At 65.5% G+C, this 16,946-nt stretch carries 13 protein-coding genes; 9 read left to right on the plus strand and 4 right to left on the minus strand.

Going from position 1 to position 16,946, the window contains the following annotated elements; genetic code table 11:
• Positions 1-123: 123 nt before the first annotated feature.
• Positions 124-3,621: an EAL domain-containing protein gene (locus tag AC07VY_RS17865; RefSeq protein ID WP_495098618.1), complete on the minus strand. Its 3,498-nt coding sequence runs from the start codon at positions 3,619-3,621 to the stop codon at positions 124-126.
• Between the two features lie 142 nt (positions 3,622-3,763).
• Positions 3,764-4,633, minus strand: a complete 870-nt coding sequence (locus tag AC07VY_RS17870) for a PA4780 family RIO1-like protein kinase (RefSeq protein WP_495098619.1) — start codon at positions 4,631-4,633, stop codon at positions 3,764-3,766.
• Between the two features lie 154 nt (positions 4,634-4,787).
• On the opposite strand from AC07VY_RS17870, the gene AC07VY_RS17875 reads away from it, so the two are divergent.
• From AC07VY_RS17875 to AC07VY_RS17915, 9 genes are all read left to right on the plus strand, one after another.
• The gene (locus AC07VY_RS17875; RefSeq protein ID WP_495098620.1) at positions 4,788-5,261 is read left to right on the plus strand and encodes a YiaA/YiaB family inner membrane protein; all 474 of its coding nucleotides are present in this window, start codon (positions 4,788-4,790) and stop codon (positions 5,259-5,261) included.
• A 15-nt stretch (positions 5,262-5,276) separates the two neighbouring features.
• Positions 5,277-5,735: a hypothetical protein gene (locus AC07VY_RS17880; protein WP_495111356.1), complete on the plus strand. Its 459-nt coding sequence runs from the start codon at positions 5,277-5,279 to the stop codon at positions 5,733-5,735.
• Positions 5,736-5,741: 6 nt separating this feature from the next.
• The gene (locus AC07VY_RS17885) at positions 5,742-6,545 is read left to right on the plus strand and encodes a DUF2145 domain-containing protein (protein ID WP_495098622.1); all 804 of its coding nucleotides are present in this window, start codon (positions 5,742-5,744) and stop codon (positions 6,543-6,545) included.
• 10 nt (positions 6,546-6,555) lie between these two features.
• Entirely contained in the window at positions 6,556-7,587 is a 1,032-nt protein-coding gene (locus tag AC07VY_RS17890) for a serine endopeptidase (RefSeq protein ID WP_495098623.1), read from the plus strand.
• Between the two features lie 177 nt (positions 7,588-7,764).
• Complete coding sequence (locus AC07VY_RS17895; protein WP_495098624.1) at positions 7,765-8,349, plus strand: PEP-CTERM sorting domain-containing protein; 585 nt, start codon at positions 7,765-7,767, stop codon at positions 8,347-8,349.
• Between the two features lie 30 nt (positions 8,350-8,379).
• Positions 8,380-8,628, plus strand: coding sequence for a hypothetical protein (locus AC07VY_RS17900; protein ID WP_495098687.1), 249 nt, complete (start codon positions 8,380-8,382; stop codon positions 8,626-8,628).
• A 166-nt stretch (positions 8,629-8,794) separates the two neighbouring features.
• The gene (locus tag AC07VY_RS17905) at positions 8,795-11,863 is read left to right on the plus strand and encodes a CHAT domain-containing protein (RefSeq protein WP_495098625.1); all 3,069 of its coding nucleotides are present in this window, start codon (positions 8,795-8,797) and stop codon (positions 11,861-11,863) included.
• 20 nt (positions 11,864-11,883) lie between these two features.
• A complete protein-coding gene (locus tag AC07VY_RS17910; protein ID WP_495098626.1) occupies positions 11,884-12,756 on the plus strand; it encodes a hypothetical protein in 873 nt (290 codons plus the stop codon).
• 27 nt (positions 12,757-12,783) lie between these two features.
• Positions 12,784-14,547: a CHASE2 domain-containing protein gene (locus AC07VY_RS17915; RefSeq protein ID WP_495098627.1), complete on the plus strand. Its 1,764-nt coding sequence runs from the start codon at positions 12,784-12,786 to the stop codon at positions 14,545-14,547.
• Positions 14,548-14,623: 76 nt separating this feature from the next.
• Here the strand turns inward: AC07VY_RS17915 and tgt are convergent, their stop codons facing one another.
• Positions 14,624-15,820 (minus strand): tRNA guanosine(34) transglycosylase Tgt, encoded by a 1,197-nt coding sequence (tgt, locus tag AC07VY_RS17920; protein ID WP_495098628.1) that lies wholly within the window; start codon positions 15,818-15,820, stop codon positions 14,624-14,626.
• Positions 15,821-15,822: 2 nt separating this feature from the next.
• Entirely contained in the window at positions 15,823-16,872 is a 1,050-nt protein-coding gene (queA, locus tag AC07VY_RS17925; RefSeq protein WP_495098629.1) for a tRNA preQ1(34) S-adenosylmethionine ribosyltransferase-isomerase QueA, read from the minus strand.
• Positions 16,873-16,946: the final 74 nt, after the last annotated feature.

The raw sequence follows: 16,946 nt of genomic DNA on the forward strand, positions 1-16,946 counted from the left end.
GCAGAATTTTAGGAGATGTATGGGTTATGCATATGCCATAAGTTGCGAGCTTCAACGGTTGTCTCCGTAGGAGGCTGGCGTGGGCTTGCGGTGGGCAGATGCGTGCTGCAGCAGGCGATGCAATTACACCGGTGTTGAATTTTTTGTATTGCGGCGCAACAGCTGCTCGAATTCTTCCAGCGGAACCGGTCGGCTGAACAGATAGCCCTGGCACAGGGTGCAACCATGCTGCTGTAAAAAGGCATGTTGCTTTTCGGTTTCCACGCCTTCGGCAATCACGTTGATGCCCAGGCTGTGCGCCATGCCGATGATGGTCTGCACGATCAGGGCATCGGTTTGCTGGATGCCGATATTGCGCACAAAGCTCTGGTCGATCTTCAACTGGTCCAGGGGCAGGCGCGTCAGGTAGGACAGCGACGACTGGCCGGTGCCGAAGTCGTCCATGGAGAAGTGCAGGCCCAGGTTGCGCAACGCGGTCATCTTGGCGATGGTGTCCTCCACGTTGTCCAACGCCAGGCTTTCGGTCAGCTCCAGCTTGAGTCGATCGGGTCGGGCGCCTGTTTGCTGTAGCACCGCGCAGATCTGCTCCATGAAGTTGGACTGCCGGAACTGGCGTGCACTGACGTTGACCGCGAGCTGCAGGTCGGCCGTGCGCGGGTCGCTCTGCCAGCGGTAAAGCTGTTCGCAGGCGGTTTGCAGCACCCACAGGCCGACGGGCAGTATCAAGCCTGTTTCTTCTGCCAATGCGATGAATTGGGCGGGCGGCACCAGCCCGCGCGTGGGATGGTGCCAGCGTATCAGCGCCTCGGCGCCGACGATCTGCTGCCCGTGCTGCACCTGTATCTGGTAGTACAGCTGGAACTGCTGCTCGGCCAGGGCGCTGTGCAAATCGTTTTCCAGTGCGGTGCGTGCGCTGACGGCGGCCTGCATCATGGGGTCGAAGAAGCGGATGGTGTTGCGACCAGCGGACTTGGCGGCGTACATGGCCAGATCGGCGTACTTGACCAGTTCGTCCAGCGACTGCGTCTGGCCGCTGAACAGGACGGCGCCGATGCTGGGCGTGCTGTGCACGGTGTGGGAGGCCAGCAGATAGGGCTGGTTCAATGTGGAGATGATTTTCTCGCCCACGCTCTGGGTCTGTTTCGCGGCGTCGCTGGCATGCAGGTTCAGGTCTTCCAGTAGCACCAGAAATTCGTCGCCGCCAAACCGGGCCACGGTGTCGCCCTCGCGCACACAGGCCTTCAGCCTCTGCGCCACCTGCTGCAGCAGCACGTCGCCCATATCGTGCCCCAGGGTGTCGTTCAGGTTCTTGAAATGGTCCAGGTCCAGACACAGCAGGGCGCCCTGGCGGCCGGTGCGTGCGCTGGAGGCAAAGGCCTGCTGCATGCGGTCCATCATCAGCCGGCGGTTGGGTAGCTGGGTCAGTGCGTCGTAAAACGCCAGGTGCTCGATCTCCTTGGCGGCAGCAGCCTTTTGCGTGATGTCCACGAGCGTGGACACATAGTGGCTGGGCTGGCCGTTGGCGTCGGCCACCGCGGTAACCGTCATGTAGTACAGGCAGACATCACCGTTTTTGCAGCGGTTCCAGATCTCGCCCTTCCATTCGTGGGCGGTTTTCAGGATACGGGCCATATCGGCAAAAAATGCAGCGTCATGGCGTCCAGAGTCCAGCAGGCGCAGGGTCTTGCCCAGGGCCTCTTCCGCGCTGTAGCCAGTGATCTTGCTGAATGCCCGGTTGGTGCGCAGAATCGTGTTGTCGCAGTCGGAGACCAGCACACCTTCCTGGGATTCGAAGGCGATGGCGGCAATGCGCAGCTCGTCTTCCGCGTGTTTGCGTTTGGTGATGTCCTTGCCCACGCCCCGGTAGCCGCAGAAGCTTCCCTTGCCATCGAAGACGGGCGTGCCGCTGACGGATATCCAGTAGGTGCTGCCATCCGGTTTGCTGCGCTGGATCTCGAAGTCGCGAAACTCCAGATGCTGTTGCAGTACCGCGCGGTGCTGTTCCCACTGTGCTTCGCTGATGTTCAGGCAGGGCAAATCCCAGCGGGTTGCACCCAAGGGGGTGGGGTAACGAGCATCGGATTTCTGCTCCAGGCTGCCGTCCAGTGTGACGAAGCGGAACTGCGCGTCCTGCTCCCAGTACCAGTCGGACGAGAGCGCGGTGAGCGTGCGGAAGCGGGCCTCGTTGTCCTGCAGGATGCGGCGTGTGCGGTAAGCCTCTGACACATTGCTGAACACCATCACCACGCCCACCACGGTACCGCTGGTGTCGCGTATGGGGGCGGCGCTGTCGGCGATCTGGTATTCGCTGCCGTCGCGGGCCAGCAGGGTCGTGTTCTCGCTCAGGCCCACCACGTTGCCGCGTGCGATGGCGTGCTGTACCTGGTCCATCACCGGTGCGCGGGTGTCGGTGTTGACCAGGCGCAAGACCCGCGCCATGGGCAGACCTTGGGCTTCGGCAAAAGGCCAGCCGGTGAGCCGCTCGGCCACCGCGTTCATGCGGCTGATATGCCCTTCGGTGTCGGTGGAAATCACGGCGTCGCCAATCGAGTGCAAGGTGATGGCCAGGTCCTCCTCGCTTTGGCGCAGCTGGGCTTCCATGCTTTGGCGCCGCAAGGCCATATGGTTGAAGCGCTGTGCCAGCTCGGCCAATTCCGGGATGCCGGTGGCTGGCATGCTGGACACAAACTGGCCCTGCGCCAACTGGTCGGTGGCATCCAGCAGCCGGCGCACGGGTCGCACCACAGCGCGGCGTATGCCCTCATGGGCCAGCGCAAAAGACAATAGCAAGCCGGCCAGCAGAAAGCCGATGTCGGTCCACATACGGCGGTTGGCAACCGCGTAGAGTTTTTCTACCGGTATGGTTAGGCTGATGGTGGCGACGATGTCGCCGCCGGATTCGAGCAGCGAGCGAAACACCACCAGTTCGCGCACGCCCTGGCCATTCTGGCGTTGCAGCACGCCGGGTTCGGTCAGGACGAGTGAAGAGGAAGAGTCCACGTCACTCAAGCGCGTACCCAGTTCATCAGGAGCCGGTGGGTAGCGGACGATGACGACGCCCCGCGGATTCGTCATGCGGGCCACGGCGCCCTCCGGCAGGTCCAGATCGGCCAGGCGGCGGCCCCACCAGTCCAGCGAAACCACCGCGACGGCGGCACCCAGTACCTCCTGGCTGCCCGACCGGACGATGGGAAACGCAAAGTTCACGCTGGAGACCTCTGCCGCGCGGTCCATCTGGAAGGCCCCCATCGCAAACTCTCGCTGTTTGATGGCGCGTTGGAAGTAAGGCCGGTCCGCCACGTTCACGGGGGCGCTCAAAGGCTTGGCATTGCACAGCAGCGCACCATCGACCCGGGGCATGCCGAGATTCACGTAGCTTGTGCTGAGCGCCAATAGTTCGGCCAGGTACTGCGAGCATGCCGGTGCATCCAGTTGCTGGGCCACGGGGAGATAGGCCAGGTTCTGCAGGAACTGGCGGGTGTCGTCCAGCAGCTTTTGCTGGCTGTTGGCGATGGAGTACACCGTCAATGCGGCCAGCTCCCGGGTGGCGTCGATGGCCGCCGTGCGGGTGGCCTGCGCCTGGTAGACCGCCAGCAAAACAGCGGGCAGGACTGTGACCATGACCAGTAACCGGATTCTGGTCGATAAAGAAACCCCCTTGCCAGATGCCCGTGAACGCATAAGGACTTTCTAGGATGGGCTGTAACTGATGTAGTGTGTGGGCCTGGTAGATATTAGCGTGCCCAGGCCGTTGTCCAGCCCCCTATTGACCCTGGGTACGTTGCTGCATGCGTAGCCGCCGGGCCGCGTCTTCGGCACGGGCGTCGTCGATCTCGCGCAGCACGCTGCCCATGTCCACCGCGCCGGCCTTGCTGGCGTGCTGGCCGGTGAGTGTCACCTCGGTGCTCAGCAGGCCGCGCTGGTACAGCTCCCACATCTCGGGGCCATAGGCGGTGTGCCGCAGCTCGGGGGCGAACTGGCCGAAGAAGTCGCGCAGATTGGCCACGTCGCGCAGCAGCATGCGCTGGGCGTGGTTGTTGCCGGCGGCGTCCACCGCCTGGGGCAGGTCGATGATGACGGGGCCGTCCACCCCGTTCACATTGCCCAGCAGGATGTTGAACTCCGACAAATCACCGTGCACCGTGCCTGCGCAGAGCATGCGCACCACCTCGGCCAGCAGCGTGGCATGGTGGCGGCGCGCGTCTTCGGGGCTGAACACCAGGTCGTTCAGGCGCGGGGCGGCGTCGCCGGCGGCATCGGTCACCAGCTCCATCAGCAGCACGCCTTCAAAGAAGTTGTAGGGCTTGGGCACGCGCACGCCGGCATCGGCCATCTTGTACAGCGCATCGACCTCGGCGCTCTGCCAGGCCGCCTCTTGCGCCTGGCGGCCGAACTTGCTGCCCTTGGCCATGGCGCGGGCCTGGCGGCTGTTCTTGACCTTGCGGTTCTCGGTGTAGTCCACCGCCTGGCGGAAGCTGCGGTTCGTCGCTTCCTTGTAGATCTTGGCGCACAGGGTGTGGTCACCGCTGCGCACCACGTAGACCATGGCTTCCTTGCCGCTCATCAGCTGGCGCACCACGGTGTCGATCAGGCCTTCTTCGACCAAGGCTTGCAGTCTGGGTGGTGGTTTCATCCTGGCGATTGTGCATGCAGCCGGCAGTGGGCTGAAAGTATCGTTTTTTCATGCCTTGCAGCTGATTAATCGCCACTGGTCCTGAAATATGGCTGGCCGGGCCGGGTGGCTTTTGATAATCGCGGCCATCTTCAACCACTTCCCAGAGGGCAGCATGCAAATCACCAAACAAGTTCTGATCCACCGCGACTCCAAAGCCTGGTCCTTGCAGGTCTGGGTCTCGTTTGCCCTGGCGGTCTTTGTCTGCGCCGTGGGCCTGGCCTATCTGCCCGGCAAGGACCTGGACCGCGCCTTTATGGTGATGGGCTACTTCTTTTGTTTGACGGCGGCGTTCGTGCTGTCCAAGTTTGTGCGCGACAACGAGAAAACCCAGGGCGACCAGCGCAATGCCGACACGCCCATGTTCAAGCTGGTGGTCTGGGGCGGCTTCTTTCTGGCCATGGGTCTGACCGGCTGGGGCCTGGTGCGTATGGAGGTCAATGACACGTACAAGGCCTTTCTGGGTGTGAGCTGGCTCTATCTGATCACCGGCAGCTTCACCCTCGCCAAGACTTTGCGTGACCGGCATGAGGCCGATGTGGCCGATGCCCAGCTGCGCAACCGCCTGCACCGCGCCGACGCTGAATAACTTCTGGAGACCCTTATGCGAAACCCAATTGCTAGTATTTTGATAGCTGCTTGCGCAGGTATCTTCTGCGCTACAGCCCCATTTGATGCTCAGGCCCAAAGCGAGGCCTCTGCGCTGAGCGCTATGTCGGCCCTGCCCATCGCCTCGGTCGTGGTGGGCTCGACGGCGGCGGCCAGCACGGTCGTGGCTCTGCCGGTGGTGCTGCTGACGGCGGGCGCGGTGCTGGTGGTGAAGACGGTGCAGTCCACCGCCCGTGGCACGGTGTACCTGCTGGAGCGTGCCTCGGACGGCGCCCAGGCCAGCGTGGAGATCGGCGCCCGGGCCGTGTCAGGCACGGCGCTGGCGGTGGGCAGCGTGGTGACGGTCAGCGTCATCGGGGCTGGCGTGGTGCTGTCGGCGGCGGGCGAGGCGATTGCCTTCATCCCCAACGCTCTGGGCCGGGCCCTGCTGTACAACGAAAAAGTCACGGGCTAGTCGGCTATGCGGATCCGTTTCTTCTCCATTCTCTGGCTCTGCGCCGGCCTGTGGCTGGCCCAGCCCGCACTGGCGGGGCGCAATTGCGACGCCGAACAGCCGCCCAAAGCCGCCACGGTGGAGCGCGGCCTGACCCTGGCCGAGCGCACCTTCGCGGCACTGGATGCCAGCGGCGCGCGCGTGGTGGTCCTGGCCCGCGCCGGGCAAGACCTCAGTGCGTACGGCCTGCGCTATTCCCATCTCGGCTTCGCCTACCAGCAGCCTGACGGGCAGGGCGGCCACGTGTGGCGCGTGCTGCACAAGCTCAACCAGTGCGGCACACCAGATGCTGCCATCTACCGCCAGGGCCTGGGCGAGTTCTTCATGGACGACCTGTGGCGCTACGAGGCCACCTGGGTCGTGCCCACGCCCGAGGTGCAGGACCGCCTGCTGGCCCTGCTGCAGGACCCGGCCCGCGCCACCCGTATGCACACCAAGCCCTACAGCTTGGTCAGCTACGCCTGGGGCACGCGCTACCAGCAGTCCAACCAATGGGCGTTGGAAACCCTGGCCTCGGCCATGGAGCCCGGCGCCGACAGCCGGCTGCGCGCCCAGGCCTGGCTGCAGCGCCAGGGCTACGAGCCCACAGCGCTGCACATTGGTCCGTTGACGCGCCTGGGCGCGCGTGCGACCCAGGCGAACGTGGCCTTTGACGACCACCCGAATGCCAAGCGTTTCAGCGACCGCATCGAGACAGTCACCGTAGACTCGGTGTTTGCCTGGTTGCAGCGGGCCCAACTGGGCAAGGCGCCGGTCCGTTTGTCCCTGTGAAGGAGTTGCGATGAGCAAAGCACTGCGTTTGTCTGAAAAGTGGTTCCGCCGTGGCCTGTGGCTGGTGGCGTTTGTGTTTGGTGGTTTCCTGATCGGCCTGGGGGGCAGTATCGTCGGCGACCTGCCGCAGGTGGAGCACCAGTTCAGCCAGGAGGACTTCATAGACAAGCCCGCCGCCGCCCAGGCGCGTGCCGCCGTGAAGACCGGCGAGCAGGCCGAACACGAGGCCGACACTGCGCTGGAGCAGGCCCAGCTCAAGCTGCAGGTGGCGCAGACCGATGCCGCTGCGGCGCGTGAAACCTTTGACAACTGGCTGGCCACCCGCCACGCCACCGGCAGCGCCGACCAGGACCCCGAGCTGCTGTCGCGCACCAAGGCGCTGGACAAGCTCAAGGCCGCAGAGCGCAACGCCCAGAGCCAGATCGAACAGCTGGAGCAACGTGCCTTGGACGCCCGCCAGTCGGTGCAGGCCGCGCAAAAGAAGCTGTCCACTTTGGAGCAGACCGCGCAAGAGGCGCTGTACGCCGAGCAGCGCAAGCAGGAGTTGCGCGTGTTCGGCTACCGGTTGGCGCTGACCTTGCCCCTGCTGGTGGTGGCGGGCTGGCTGTTTGCCAAGAAGCGCAAGAGCACCTACTGGCCGTTCGTCTGGGGCTTCATCTACTTTGCGCTGTTCGCTTTCTTCATCGAGCTGGTGCCCTACCTGCCCAGCTACGGCGGCTACGTGCGCTACGTGGTCGGCATCGTGCTGACCGTGCTGGTGGGCCGCCAGGCCATCGTGGGCTTGAACCGCTATCTGGAAAAGCAGAAGCTGGCCGAGGCCTTGCCGGATGCCCAGCGGCGCGAGGAACTCAGCTACGACGTGGCCCTGGCCCGCCTGGCCAAGAGCGTGTGCCCGGGCTGCGAGCGCACGGTGGATCTGAAGGACGCCGGTATCGACTTCTGCCCGCACTGCGGCATCGGCCTGTTCGACCACTGCAAACCCTGCAACACCCGTAAGAGTGCGTTTGCCAAGTTCTGCCACAGCTGTGGCGCTGCGACGTGATGGGGGCTTGTGCCCGGTTGCTCAAATAGATGTAACTATTAACAACTTTTACACACTGGGTGCGATGAAATAAAAATTTCATTAGATTTCAATGACTTAGTGCCAGTTCGGCATTTCGTCTTTACGTTACTGTTACCAATAGCAGGCATCTGGCGCCTGTATTAATTCAGGAAACGTATGAAATTTGCATCTGCACTGGCTCTGGTTGGTTTGGCTCTTTCGGGTGTCGCCCAGGCCATGCCGGTCACCTCCGAGTCGTTCCACAGCGGCATGAACACCGGTTATTCGCTTACCGGCGCTTCGTCGGTGGACGGCAATGTCGACTGGTTTGTGTTTGACTCCAACGGCACGTCAGCCACGGTCTTCAATTTCAACCGTACGGTGGCGGCTCCTGATCTGATTGCCGGCCTGTACCGCGGAGACACCAGTGGTTTTGACTACGCCGCGGCAGGTGCCAACGCTTTTTACTCCTACAGCCAGGCCGCGCAGTACAACTCCGCGCTGACCTGGATCAACTACTTCGACGACTCCCACGGCAACAGCCTGGGCGGCCCATACGGTGATCCCGACTTCAACCTGGTGCTCGGCGCTGGCCGCTACTCGCTGGCGCTGTCCTCGCTGAATGGCGCGGCCGGTACCTATCGATTCACCACCAATGCCAACAGCGTAACCACCAACCATGTGCCCGAGCCGGGCTCGGTGGCACTGTTGGGCCTGGGCCTGGCCGCGATGGTGGCGGTGCGCCGCCGCAAGGCCGCCTGAGCGAGCAGACTGCGCAAGCGGCTTCTCTTGATGGCATTGACTGCGGGCGCCTTCGGTACAGGCTCCACCGAATTTGCCATCATGGGTTTGCTGCCCGAGGTGGCGGCGGACCTGGTGTCGCGTGACCAGCGCGCCCAGGCCACGGCCCTGCAGTCCGGCGTGTCCCATGCCCAAACTGCCCTGGGTGGGCGCGGCCTTGGCGTTGGTGGCTTTCGGCATGAGCTTCCTGGCCCGCGCGCAGGACCGCAAGTATGCGCACCGCACGGCCAGCGCGCGTAAGGCCGCGATGTTTGCGCATTGAAGTTCAAGCCAAATATGCCGCTGGCGCAGCTGGTATCTGCGCTGGAAGCTATTGAATAGATAGCATGTGAGGTCGTTCCCCGATTGACACCCGTCGCCGGCCAGAACTAAGATTTGCCGACTTGGGTTGCCTGGGAGGCTGTTTGTGCATGCACTGTCCGAGCGACACCACCGGGGCCACTATGGGCTCGCCATTTGCCTGTTGGCGCTGTGCCTAGCCCTGCCGCTGGCGGCCCACGCACAAAGTGATGCCGACGACGCGGGCAACATGTCCAGCCTGGACGAAGGCGACGTCAGCGGCAGCAACCTGACCCGCGACGAAGCCACCCGCCTGCTGGCCCAGCCTCTGCCCGATACCCCGGATGCCCGCTACGCCGCGCTGCAACGCCAGTACCGTGCGGCCTTGTTGCTGGAAGAGCGCGCCCGCCTGATCGCCACTGCCCGCCAATTGGTGGACGCCGGGCGCGGCCGGCCCGGCGGGGAGAGCTGGATCACCACCTACCTGGATGCTGAATTCACCTGGGGCAGTTCGGGCAAGGCATTGGAGGTCAGCGAAGCTTTCGTCACGGATTCCAGCCTGCCGCTGGGCCAGCGTGCCTTGGCTGCGTTGCGCCAGACCTATTTCGCCGCCCAGGGTAATGACCGCGCCATTCTGGCCCGGCTGTGGTCGCGTGCCGACGACCTGGCGGCGCAGGCCCTGCGCCAGGGCGTGGCGCCCGCCGGTCTGCCCGTCAATCGGCTGCAGGTGCGTGCCGAAATCGAGCGCTGGCAAGGTAATGGCAAGGCCATGGTGGCTACGCTGCGCGAATCGATAGGCCTGAGTCGCAGTGCCGTGCAGGCCGCGCGCAGCCACAGCACCGGGCCGCGCGACCCGGATGTGCTGGATGCCTATGGCCGTCTTGACGGCTCCATGGGCATGCTGACCTACGCCCTGGTGCGCGATGGCCGGCCGCAGGAAGCCATCCATGTGGCCCAGGCCAACCTGGCGCTGTGGCGCTCCGGCCAGATCAGCGACGGCCTGGGCGCGCGCTGGAACTACCGCTTGGCCACCAGCCTGAACGCCACCCAGCAATTCGCCCCGGCGCTGGCCGCAGCCCAGCTGTCCGACGAAATGCTGCAGCGCGCCGGTGTCAGCGCCGCCAGCCATACCGGCTGGCTGGCACGCCAGGAGATCGTGCGCGCGCTGATCGGCCTGAAGCGCTGGCCCGAGGCCGATGCGTCTTACCGGGGCTTTCTGGCCAGCATGCCGCCCGACACTCTGGCCCGCACCCGCGCATCCGACTGGCGGCTGCTGGCCCTGCTGGCGGTCAAGAACGGGCGCATGGAAGAGGCGCTGGAGCTGACTGAGCGCTCGCTGCGCTACCGCAACCGCCTGTACGGCGCCAACCACCCGCAAACCCAGGAGGCGGCCGGCATGCGCGGCCTGGTGCGCCTGCTGCGCGGCGACCTGCGCCTGGCCATGGTGGACTACGAAGCCCTGTTCGCCGCCACGCTGGACAACCCCGGCGGCTGGCTGGACCTGGACCTGCGCGGTGTGCGCGGCTATGTGCTGGGCATTACCTTCGACGAGTTCATGCGCTTCGTGGCCGACAAGGCGCTGAAAGGTGAGGCGGTGGACCCGGCCATGAGCGACCGCGCCCTGCAGCTGGCCGACCGCAGCAGCCTGGGCGTGACCCAGCGTGCCATCACCGACAGCACGGCCCGCGTGCTGGCCAGCACACCGGCCCTGCGTGCCCTGCTGGACCAGGAGCAGACCCAGCGCCAGGCCGTGTCCGCTTTGGTCGCCACGCTCAACACCAGCCTGGGCGAGGAAGACAGCCTGCGCCGCCAGGCCCAGACGGCCGAATTCAAGGCCCTGCCAGAGGCCGACCGCAAAGCCTTTGCCGAGCGCCAGCAGGCCGTGCGCGATAGCATCAAAACCCAGCAAACCGGTGTCAGCACTGCGCGCACCGCGCTGACCACCCAGCGCGAGCGGATCGCCAAGCAGTTCCCCGCCTATGCCGACCTGGTCACGCCCAGCACGCCCCGGCCGGACCAGCTGCGCCAGTTGCTAACCCCTGGCGAGGCCCTGCTGGTGCTCTACCCCACCGACAGCGCCACCCTGGTCTGGCTGCTGGGTGCGGATGGCCGCAAGGCCTTCAGCGCCGTGGCCGTGTCGCGTGCCGATCTGGCCCGGCGCGTGGCCCAGCTGCGTGGCCAGCTGGACCTGGGCAGCGCCCCCGCAGGGCGCGAGCCGGTCGTGCCCAGCGCCCCGCTGTACGCGCTGTACAAAGACCTGCTAGGCCCCATAGAACCCAGCCTGCGCGATGTGCGCTCGCTGCTCATCGCCACCGATGGGCCCCTGGCCAGCCTGCCGCTGGCGGCCCTGGTCACACAGCCGCCGCAGCCCGACCAGGCGCCGGCCTGGCTGGTGCGGCAGATGGCGGTGACTCAGCTGCCTTCGTCCTCGGCCTTGCTGGCGCTGCGCCGGGTAGCCCAGCCTGCGGTGGCGGCCAAGGCCTTGATGGGGTTTGGCGACCCACTGTTCAATGCCCAGGCCGGCAAAGCCGTGCGCGTGAGCACCCAGCTGCAGCCGGATGCCGCGCGTTACGACGCCGAATGGGGCTTTCGCTACGCCGACATGCCGGCTCTGCCCGATACCCGCACTGAGCTGCTGGCCCTGGCCGGCGCACTCGGCGCGAATGCCAAGACCGACCTGCTGCTGGGCGCCCAGGCCACGCGCCGCGCCGTGCTGGACGCGAATCTGCTGGACCGCCGCGTGGTCGCCTTCGCCACCCACGGCCTGCTGCCCGGTGAGCTGCCCGGTATCTCCAAACCCTCGCTGGCCATGGCTGCCACCAGTGATGAACGCGAGTCGCCGCTGCTGGAGCTGGACGACGTGCTGGGCCTGCGCCTGAATGCGCAATGGGTGCTGCTATCGGCCTGCAACACGGCGGCGGGCGAGCAGGGCGGGGCGGCGATGTCCGGCCTGGTGCGTGGCTTCTTTTTTGCTGGTGCGCGCTCGGTGCTGGCAACCCATTGGGCGGTGGAATCGGAGTCGGCCACGGCCCTGACCAGCGCCACTTTTGCAGTCCAGGCCAAGGGGGCGGTTTCGCGCGGCGAAAGCCTGCGCCAGGCCCAGCTGGCCATGCTGGACGGCACACTGGGCGGAGGCCGCTGGAGCCACCCGTTTTACTGGGCGCCGTACGCGCTGTTTGGCGACCCGGTGCGTTGACCCCCTTCACGAGGAATCCCATGTCCCCCACACACGCTTTCGTACCGGCCCGATGGACCGCCTGGCTTCTGCTGCTGGCGCTCAGCCTGTGGGCTGCGGGCGCCCAGGCACAGGCGGTAGCAGTGGTGACCGATGTCAAAGGCGCAGTGGCGTTCGCCTCCGGCGGCAAGCCGGTGGCACTGCTGTCCGAGCTGGCCACGGGTGCCGACATCCAGCTGGACAAGGGCGCCACACTGAGCTTTGTCTACCTGCAGTCGGGCACCGAATTCCAGCTGCGCGGGCCGGCGCGCATTACCTTGGGAGCGACCGGGCCGCAGTCTGTTGCCGGGGCCAGCGCCATTCTGCGTTCGTCAGTGGTGGCCGCCGAAACCGCGCGGCTGCAGACCACCAATGGCCGCGTGGTGCTGGGCGGCATGGTGATGCGCGGGCCGGGCCTGGACCGCTTCAAACTGCTGGAGCCCACCGGCAAGGTGCTCGGCGTCCGCCCCACATTCGCCTGGACCCTGCCTCCCGGTAATGCCCGCGTGCAGTTTGAACTGCGCGACGAGGGCAGCGACAAGCAGCTGCTGTCTACCACTGTGTCGGGCAGCCAGCTGGTGCTGGACGACAGCGTGCAGTTGCAGGCCGGTGTGAACTATGTGTGGAGCTTGACGCTGGAGGTGCCGGGTGCCAACAGCCTGGTTCGCTCTTCGTATTTTTCGCTCAGCAGTCCGCAGGAGCGTGAGCGCATGGAGGCCTTGCGGCCCGGCCCGCAGGCACCGTTTTCCGACCGGCTGATCTATGCATCGCTGCTGGAGCAGGGCCGGTTTCTGAGCGACTCCCGCAAGCTCTGGCAGCAGCTGGCCGATGAGCGGCCCGACCTGCCCGAGCTGCGCAGCCTGGCCAACAAATAAGTGCCGGCCAACCCGCCAACCATTCCCATGCGCACCGTCTGGGCTGGTTACGCCCTGGTACTGGCGCTGGTGGCCCTGTTGCTGGGCACGCCGCTGGTCCGCCCGCTGGAGCTGGGCCTGCTGGATGTGCAGCAGCGGCTGCAGCTGCATTACGCACACCAGCCGGTGCGCAAGGACGTGGTCATCGTCGGCATCGATGAAGCCAGCCTGCAGCAGTTCGCCGAACCCTTTGCCCTGTGGCACGGCCATATCGGTACGTTTCTGCGTGGCATGGCGCTGGCCAAGGCCTCGGTGGTGGGGCTGGACGTGGTGCTGCCCAGCCGCTCGTTTGACAGCGTGCTGCCCGGTAGCGACGCCCAGCTGCTGGGCGGCCTGGTGGCGGCGCGCCCGGTGGTGCCGGTGGTGCTGGGCGCCTCGGCCGACGAGGCCGGTCAGCCACTGCCCATCCATGCGCCTTTCGTCACCCTGGCTGGCGCTGGCGGCACCGGCTCGTTGCTGCTGGCGCCGGATGCCGACCACGTGGTGCGTCGCTTCAACGAAGACCTGGGCGCGGACGGCCAGCCCATTCCTTCGCTGGCCGGCCAGATGCTGCGCAAGCTCAACCCGCGCGCCTTCCCGCAGCCCGGCCTGGTCAACTACGCCCTGGGCGACTACCCACGCTACATCCCGCTGCAGCAGGTGAACCAGTGGGTGGAGGCCGGCGATGTGGCTCAGCTGGCCCAGGCCTTTGCCGGCAAGCCGGTGCTGCTGGGCAGCGTGCTGCCTTTTGAGGACCGGCAGGTCCAGCCGGTGAACCTGGCTGGCTGGGAGGTGGATAACAGCCGCAACGTGCCCGGCGTGCTGGTGCATGCGCAAATCCTGCGTTCGCTGCTGAATGGCGGTTTGGTGGTGCCGGTGGGCGGGACGTGGGTGGCAGCCCTGGCGCTGTTGTGTAGTTTGCTATGGTTTTTACAGCTACGCCTGCAGGTAGCGCTTGCGCTGGCCGTGGTTTTTGCTGTGGGTCTGCTGGGCGCCACCAGTCTGCTGCTGCACCAGGGCCTGTACCTGCCGGTGGGGGTGCCGCTGCTGGTCGGCGTACTGGCATTGGCCGGGCGCTGGCTGCTGACGGCACTGCTGGAAATGGACGAGCGGCGCCGCCTGCGCGCCGCCTTTGCGGGCTACGTCAGCCCGCCGGTGATGCAGGAAATACTGGCCCGCCGCCTCAACGCCGGCCTGGGCGGCGAGCTGCGCCATGTGTGCATGCTGTTTGCCGATATCCGCGGCTTCACCACGCTCAGCGAAACCCTGGCGCCGCAGGCCGTCATCGCCTTGCTGAACCGCTATTTCGAGCAGGTCAACCAGGCCATCCATGACCAGGGCGGCACCATCAGCTGCTTCATGGGTGACGGCATCATGGCCATCTTTGGCGCGCCGCAAGGCATGGACAAACCCAGCGTACCCGCCTTCGCCGCCGCCCGCACCATGCTGGAGGCGCTGCAGGGCCTGAACGCCGAGCTGCAGTCTGAGGGCCGCGCTCCCATTGCCATCGGCATAGGCCTGCACGTCGGCGAGGCCATCGTCGGCCACCTGGGCTCGCAGGCGCGGCACGACTACTCGGCTATTGGCGACGCAGTCAACGTGGCTTCGCGCATCGAGGGCCTGACCAAGGAGCTGGGACACCCGGTGGTCTGCTCCCAGGCCGTGGTGGACGAGCTGGCCCAGCCGCACATCTTCACCGACCTGGGTCCGCAGGCCATCAAAGGCCACAGCCCGGTGCTAGTTTGGGGCTGGAAGCCCGGGCCGTTCCGTTGAGGATTTGGGTGAAAAGTGGCTGTAGCGCAGGTACCACCTGCGCTACAAGCTACGAATTATGTAGCATTGCAGTCGACTAGACGCCACGCGCCCGATCGGCCTTGAACTGCGCGCGGAATGCACCGAAGGTACCCGCGTCCAGCGCCTCACGCATTTCGCGCATCAGGTTCAAGAAGTAGTGCAGGTTGTGGATGCTGGCCAGCATGGGGCCGAGCATTTCGGCGCAGCGGTCCAGGTGGTGCAGGTAGGCGCGGCTGAAGCCGTCGCGGCCGCCATTGGCGTAGGACACGCCCGAGGTTCCGGCGCAGGCGTGGCAGGTGCAGGTGACGTCTAGCGGCTGCTCGTCCGTCTTGTGGCGGGCGTTGCGGATCTTCAGGTCGCCATAGCGGGTGAACAGCGTGCCGTTGCGCGCATTGCGGGTCGGCATCACGCAGTCGAACATGTCCACGCCTTCGGCCACGCCCTGCACCAGATCCTCGGGCGTGCCCACGCCCATCAGGTAGCGCGGCTTGTGCGCCGGCAGCTTGTGCGGCGTGTGCGCCATGATGCGCAGCATCTCGTCCTTGGGCTCACCCACGCTGACGCCGCCGACCGCGTAGCCGGGGAAGTCCATCTCCACCAGCTGGTCCAACGACTCCTGGCGTAGGTTTTCGAACATGCCGCCTTGGACGATGCCGAACAGCGCGTTCGGGTTCTGCAGCTTGGCGAACTCGGCCTGGCAGCGCTTGGCCCAGCGCAGGCTGAGCTCCATGGAGTTGCGGGCTTCGCGCTCGGTGGTGATGTGGCCCTTGGTGTCGTAGGGCGTGCATTCGTCGAACTGCATCACGATGTCGGAGTTCAGCGTGGTCTGGATCTGCATGCTGATCTCGGGCGTGAGGAACAGCTTGTCGCCATTCACCGGCGAGGAGAACTTCACGCCTTCTTCGCTGATCTTGCGCATCTCGCCCAGGCTCCAGACCTGGAAGCCGCCGCTGTCGGTGAGTATGGGCTTGTTCCACTTCTCAAACTGGTGCAGGCCGCCGAACTGGGCCATCACGTCCAGGCCCGGGCGCATCCACAAATGGAAGGTGTTGCCGAGGATGATTTGCGCGCCCATTTCTTCCAGGCTGCGTGGCATCACGCCCTTGACGGTGCCGTAGGTGCCCACGGGCATGAAGATCGGGGTTTGCACCACGCCGTGGTTCAGCGTCAGCGTGCCGCGGCGCGCATGGCTGCCAGCGTAGCTGCCGTCGGCAGAAGGGACATCGGTGGCGAGTAGGTCAAATTTCAACATGGTCAGGCGGTCTTTCGCTGGAGCAGCATGGCGTCGCCATAGCTGAAGAAACGGTATTGGTTGGCGATGGCGTGGCGGTACAGGTCCATGATGTGCTCGTAGCCGGCAAACGCGCTCACCAGCATCATCAGGCTGGACTTGGGCAAATGGAAGTTGGTCACCAGCAGGTCCACATGCTGGAATACAAAGCCCGGCGTGATGAAGATGCGGGTGTCGCCACTGGCCAGCCCGGACTGGGCCCAGGATTCGAGCGTGCGCACGGTGGTGGTGCCGACAGCGACCACACGGCCGCCACGGGCCTTGCAGGCCGCAATCGCCTGCTGGGTGGCGGTAGGCACTTCGTACCACTCGCTGTGCATCTGGTGCTCGGCGATGTTCTCGGTTTTCACCGGCTGGAAGGTGCCGGCGCCCACGTGCAGGGTGACGCTGGCGCGCTGTATGCCACGGGCTTCGAGTTCGGCCAGCAAAGCGTCGTCAAAGTGCAGGGCTGCGGTGGGTGCGGCCACGGCGCCGGGTGCGCGGGCGAACACGGTCTGGTAGCGCTGCGCGTCCTCGGCCGAATCGGTGTGCGTGATGTAGGGCGGCAGTGGCACGTGGCCGTGGCGTTCCATCAGGGTGTAGGGGTCGTCGCCTGCGTCGTTGCTGAGCACGAAGCGGAACAGCGTGCCGTCGGCATCGGGCCAGCGGCCCAGCAGGGTGGCGCGGAAACCGCCATCGCCTACCAAGCTGATGGTAGCGCCGGGCTCGGGCTTCTTGCTGACCCGCATATGGGCAGCAACCTGGTTGCCGGTGAGTACGCGCTCGACCAGCAGTTCGACCTTGCCGCCGCTGGCTTTTTCGCCGAACAAGCGGGCTTTGAGCACCTTGGTGTCGTTGAAGACCAGCAGGTCGCCGGTTTGCAGCAGGCTGGGTAGGTCACGGAAGATGCGGTCCTGGGCGGCGGTGCCCGTGCCGTCCAGCAGGCGGGAGCTGCTACGTTCAGGGGCGGGGTGCTGGGCGATCAGGGCCTCAGGCAGGATGAAGTCGAAATCGCTGAGGGAATAGGTGCGCATGGAACTTGAGGGCTGGACAAACCCATACCAAGAGTTGAGGGGAAAACCCTAGATTCTCCCACGCGGGGCTGTCG

This window comes from Rhodoferax sp. GW821-FHT02C08 (assembly GCF_059421805.1).